Raw genomic sequence first — 4,990 nt, 5'->3', positions numbered from 1 at the left:
CATGGACCGCTTCATGAGGAGCGTGGGACTGCATGGACGCAGCTTCATCCCCCTGCTCTCCGGCTACGCCTGCGCGGTGCCGGGGGTGATGTCCACGCGCACCATCGAGAATCCCAAGGACCGGCTGGCCACCATCCTGGTGCTGCCACTGATGAGCTGCTCGGCGCGCATCCCCATCTACACCCTGCTCATCGGCAGCTTCATCCCGCCGGTGGCGATCGCCGGGATCTTCAACCTGCAGGGCATGACGCTGCTGGCCATGTACCTGCTGGGCACGCTGAGCGCGCTGGGGGTGGCCGCCATCTTCAAGCGCACGCTCATGAAGGGCCAGACGCGGCCCATGATCATGGAGCTGCCGCCGTACCGCATGCCGCGGCCCCGCAGCCTGGCGCTCTCCGTCTCGCACCGCGCGCAGATGTTCCTGCGCAAGGCCGGCACGGTCATCCTGGCCCTCTCCATCGTGCTCTGGGGCCTGGCGACGTACCCGAAGACTGCGTCGGCGCCGGGGATGAGTGCGGACAAGGCGCAGGAGGCGCAGCTCGCCGGGAGCGTGCTGGGCCACGTGGGGCACGCCATCGAACCCGCCGTGCGCCCTCTGGGGTACGACTGGAAGATCGGCGTGGGCATCGTGGCGTCGTTCGCCGCGCGCGAGGTGTTCGTGTCCACCATGGGCACCATCTACGGCGTTGGCAGTTCGGCAGACGAGTCGAGCAGGACGCTCCGCGAGGAATTGCGCGCCGAGCGGCACCAGGCCAGCGGCCTGCCCGTCTACACGCCCTTGGTGGCCGTGGGGCTGATGGTGTTCTACGTGTTCGCGATGATGTGCATGAGCACCGGCGCGGTGGTCGTGCGCGAGACGGGCGGCGGGTGGACGGGCGTGAAGTGGGCCGCCTTCCAGTTCGTGTACATGCTGGCGATGGCCTACGTCGCGGCGCTGATCGTCTACCAGGGCGGCCGCGCGCTGGGTTTCGGCTGAGAGTAAGGAGGAGCGATATGACGATGATGATGCTGGAGATGAGCGGGCAGGCGGCCCAGTCGTTGGCCGCCGGCGGGATTGTGCTGGCCGCGGCCGCGTACGTGGGCAGCAAGTGGCGCCGCACCCTCCTCTCCGCCCGCGGCGGCAAGAAGGACGGCCCGGGCTGCGGAAGCGACTGCGGCTGCGGCAAGTAGCCGCTGGAAGGGCGATGCACGACGACGCGGGGCCGGCGCATTTGCACCGGCCCCGCGCTTCGTTTCCACTGGGATGCTCCCCCTCGACCCTCGACACCGTCCCGGCATGTACGGGTGCGATTCATCGCATCCGAAAACTCTCCTCCCGCCGCAACCGGCGATTGTAGATGCGGACGATGCGCATCCGCCGGCGTGATCGCCAATCCCGATCGATCACCGCCATCGATCCCGATCGGGGTTCGACTGCTCGGCCTCCCATCGACTGATAGAGAAAAGACGAGGCGCCCCGCGGAACCTGCCGCGGGGCGCCTATCGTCTCGCGTTTCGCCAGCCGTCTACCGGCTCGCGGTGACCAGGCGCCCGTTCTGGATGACGCCGATGACGACCTGGCGGCCGACGACGTCGCCGTTCTTGTCGAAGCGGATCTCCCCCGTGGCCTTGCCGGGGAAGGCCGGCTGGCCGCTGCCCACCTGCGCCAGGTAGTCGCGGATGGCGGCGCGGTTCGCCCCCGCCTTCTTGATCGCCTCGACGAGCAGATACACGAGGTCGTACGTCATCGCGCCGCGGTGGTCCGGCAGCTCGTGGTAGCGCGCCTCGTACGCCTTCACGAACTCCTGCGTGCGCGCGTCCGCGCGGTCCGGCAGGAAGGCCGAGCTCACGTACACGCCGTTCGCCGCGGCCGAGTCCTTGAGCGACGTGAGGCCGTCGCCGCCCAGGATGGGGCCGCGGAAGCCCAGCCCCCGCGCCTGGCGGATGATCTTGAGCACCCCGTCCGCCGGGGCGGCCACCACCAGCGCGTCGGCGCCGCGGCTGATGGCGCGCGCCAGGAACGGCTGCAGGCCGTCGGTGTTGTCCACCATCGGCCCCAGGTACGGGTCGCGCGACACCACCGTGCGCCCGCCGCCCTGGAAGGCGTCGGCGAAGCTGGACATCACCCCCCGGCCGTAGTCGTCGTTGCTGTAGACGATGGCGGCGCGCCTGGCGCCCAGCCGCTCGGCCCACTGCGCCAGCACCGGCGCGTGCTCCAGGTCGGTGGGCACGATGCGGAAGGTCCAGTCGCCCGCGTTCGTCACCTCCACGCTGCTGGACGCGGGGGAGATCTCCACCAGCGGCTCGCCGGTGACCTGTGCGGCGCCCGTGCTGTCGGCCGTGCTGCTCGCCCGCTCGTCGGCCGACGTCTTGTTGTAGATGGGAGCCGCGTCCACCGTGGCGCTCGACGTGACGTGGCCGATCACCGCCACGACCGACGGATCCGCGCGCAGCCGGGCCGCGACCTGGATGGCTTCCTTCGCGTCGGCCTTGTCGTCCTGGAACTTCAGGATCAGGCTGTCGCCGTTTACGCCGCCGGCGGCGTTGATCTCGTCGGCGGCCATCTGCGCGGCGAGGTGCATGGAGTGGCCGTTGGCCTTCTCCAGCGGCCCCGCCACGCCCAGCGTGACCGAGCCCGGCTTCCGGCCGCAGCCGGCCAGGAGCAGCACGGCGGCGGCGCAGGCGCCGGTGAGCGCCCGCCCACGGGCGGTGCGGCGTGGAATGTATGGCTTCACGTTCGGAGGATCGTTCGTGGGAAGGGCTGCCGCGGCCCTCACGGGGGGCACGGCAGGATCTCAGGCCGCGTCCGGATCGGACACGAGCCCGCGCAGCTCGTCCATCCACCCGGGCGGACGCACGCGCGCGGCGCCGTACACCTCCTCCAGCGTGGAGACCACGCGGGCCGTGGCGCTCAGGTGGCGCGAAGGAGGCAGCTCCTGCACCAGCACCTCCACCACGCGCAGCGCGGAGTCGCCGGTCAGGCCGTCGGTCTGGAGGGTGGCGTCGCGCCGCACGTACCAGCGCTCAAGCTTCCGCCGCGTGGCGCTGTAAGCGCTGCTGCCCGCGAGGAACTTTCTCAGCCCCGAGGGGCTCATGCCCACGTCCCGCGCCACTTCTCGCAGCGACGCGGCCTGGACTGCGGTGCGCACCGACTCGCGGAGCGCGGCGGGCATGGGCGTGCTTTCCGGAAGCATTGACGCATCCCCGGGTGGAAGCTATCTTCCGTCCACTCTGTCCACTTTAGTGCGGATTGGCACGGATAGAGTAGGCGATGCGAGGGAGGGGCGCAAGTGCGGCGACCCCCTTCCGCCGCTCGCCGCACGCATCCCGCGGGGATGCCGCACGTGCGGCACCGTGCGGGCGCGTGGCCGGCCACACCGCCGCCACACCGCGCCACTCGCCTTCCCCCGCGGGAACGGCCACGCCCAGGAGACCGCCATGGAGCCTTCCGTGAAGCCCGACCCGGCCCCCGCAACGCCACTTCGGCGCCGCAACGTGGGCCGGCGGTGGTGCGTGCCCCCCGCCATCCTGCGCGAGCCCGCCGAGTCGCTGGAGGCCTCGCACATCCTGGACGAGGTGCGCGGAGAGCTTGGGCTGCTGCTGTGGCAGTCGTTGCGCGACGTGACGCTGTGGGCGTCGTTCCCGCCCGGCGAGCGCGAGGGGCTGTTCTGCGCCGACGCGGCCCGCGCACGGCTGGCGCTGGTGGGCTCGGTGGCGCCGGAGCCGGGCATCGAGGTGGCGCTCACCACGCTGGGCGCGCTGGTGGGCAACCCGGGCGGCGCCAGCCCGGAGTTGGTCACCCTGGTCTGCCTCCAGGTCGGCCGCTGGGCCGAGGAGCGGAAGGCCGGCGCCACGGCGTTGTCGTTCGCCCAGGCGGGCGCCCTCGCCTCGCCCGACGATGCGCGGGCGGCGCTGGCGGTGGGCGCCATGGCGCTGCGGTGGCGCAAGGGCTCGCGCGCCGAGACTTGGCTGCGGCGCACCGTGGGCTTGGCGCGCCGCTCCGGCGACTGGGAGGCGTATGCCCACGCCTACGTGGAGATGGGCACGCTGTACGCCCAGCGAGGCACCCCCGACGCCGCCCGCAAGCTCCTGGGTAAGGCGCTTCGTGCCTCCCGCCGCCACGGGCTTCAGGAGACGCGAGGCGCGGCGCTGCACGCCCTCTTCCGCATCGCGCTGGAGCTGGGGAGCCACGACGAGGCCGAGGGCTTCGCACGGGGCGCCATGCGCGCGTACGGCCGCGGGCACCCGGAGCTTCCCGGCCTGCTGCATGACGTCGCGGCGCTGTGGGTGGGCCGCGAGAGCTTCGCGCGGGCGGTGCCGCTCTTGCACCGGCTGCTGCCCATGCGCACCGACCCGGTGGACCGGGTGGCGACGCTGGCCCTGCTGGCTCGTGCCGCGGCGGGCTCCGCGGACCGCCGCAGCTTCGAGGAGGCGTGGAGCGGCGCCTGGGCGCTGCTGCGGCGCCTGGACGAGAAGGACCTGGCCCCGGGTACGCTGGTGGAGCTCGCCCGTGCCGCCGCCACCGTGCGCGACTGGGATCGGATGGAGCAGGCCGTCCGCCACGCCGCCGCGGTGGCTGGCGGCGATCCCGGCCGTAAGCGCCTGGACGTGGAAGCCCTCCTCAACAACCTGCGCGAGGAGCTGCCGTAACCCTCGCCGCCTCGGGTTCGCCGGGACAGCCGTACCTCGTCGGCGCGCTGACGGGAACGGCGGATGATCGGACGATGCGTTCCTGCCGACGGTGCGCATCGCCCGCACTCCGACACCGCCGACCACGATCGATCGCCTCGCGCACGACTCTGCGGGAGCAGCCTGCGGATCCGGCGTCGGATGCGGCGATGCTACCGTGCATCTGCCAGCGCATTCTCCGAGGCGCATCTACCGCCCGCATCCTCTGATACCATTTTCTAAAATTCTATGTGCATTTTCAGGAGACTGGGGTAGCCGTAGTTGGTGAGCGAGGCGAGTGCATGGCAGGTGTAGCTGCGCAGGGCAGCCGCGGCGGACTCGG

At 71.8% G+C, this 4,990-nt stretch carries 5 protein-coding genes; 3 read left to right on the top strand and 2 right to left on the bottom strand.

Features of this window, described 5'->3' with window-relative positions; translation table 11 throughout:
- Together VFE05_03645 and VFE05_03640 are read left to right on the top strand one after the other, a co-directional pair.
- Nucleotides 1–976 (top strand): ferrous iron transporter B (locus VFE05_03645; GenBank protein ID HET6229146.1); only part of this gene is annotated, 976 nt, incomplete at its 5' end.
- Between the two features lie 17 nt (nucleotides 977–993).
- Nucleotides 994–1,170: a hypothetical protein gene (locus tag VFE05_03640; protein ID HET6229145.1), complete on the top strand. Its 177-nt coding sequence runs from the start codon at nucleotides 994–996 to the stop codon at nucleotides 1,168–1,170.
- A 335-nt stretch (nucleotides 1,171–1,505) separates the two neighbouring features.
- Here the strand turns inward: VFE05_03640 and VFE05_03635 are convergent, their stop codons facing one another.
- Together VFE05_03635 and VFE05_03630 are read right to left on the bottom strand one after the other, a co-directional pair.
- Nucleotides 1,506–2,714 (bottom strand): ABC transporter substrate-binding protein, encoded by a 1,209-nt coding sequence (locus VFE05_03635; protein ID HET6229144.1) that lies wholly within the window; start codon nucleotides 2,712–2,714, stop codon nucleotides 1,506–1,508.
- Between the two features lie 60 nt (nucleotides 2,715–2,774).
- Entirely contained in the window at nucleotides 2,775–3,152 is a 378-nt protein-coding gene (locus VFE05_03630) for a hypothetical protein (protein HET6229143.1), read from the bottom strand.
- A gap of 265 nt (nucleotides 3,153–3,417) precedes the next feature.
- Between VFE05_03630 and VFE05_03625 the strand changes: the two genes are divergently transcribed.
- Nucleotides 3,418–4,629 (top strand): tetratricopeptide repeat protein, encoded by a 1,212-nt coding sequence (locus VFE05_03625; protein HET6229142.1) that lies wholly within the window; start codon nucleotides 3,418–3,420, stop codon nucleotides 4,627–4,629.
- Nucleotides 4,630–4,990: the final 361 nt, after the last annotated feature.

It is taken from the genome of Longimicrobiaceae bacterium (genome assembly GCA_035696245.1).
Classification (GTDB): Bacteria; Gemmatimonadota; Gemmatimonadetes; order Longimicrobiales; family Longimicrobiaceae; genus DASRQW01.
This window is presented reverse-complemented; position numbering and strand designations above follow the sequence as displayed.

Coding starts and splice junctions, on each gene's coding strand:
- VFE05_03640 (HET6229145.1), top strand. CDS start 994: ATGACGATGATGATGCTGGAGATGAGCGGGCAGGCGGCCCAGTCGTTG.
- VFE05_03630 (HET6229143.1), bottom strand. CDS start 3,152: ATGCCCGCCGCGCTCCGCGAGTCGGTGCGCACCGCAGTCCAGGCCGCG.
- VFE05_03625 (HET6229142.1), top strand. CDS start 3,418: ATGGAGCCTTCCGTGAAGCCCGACCCGGCCCCCGCAACGCCACTTCGG.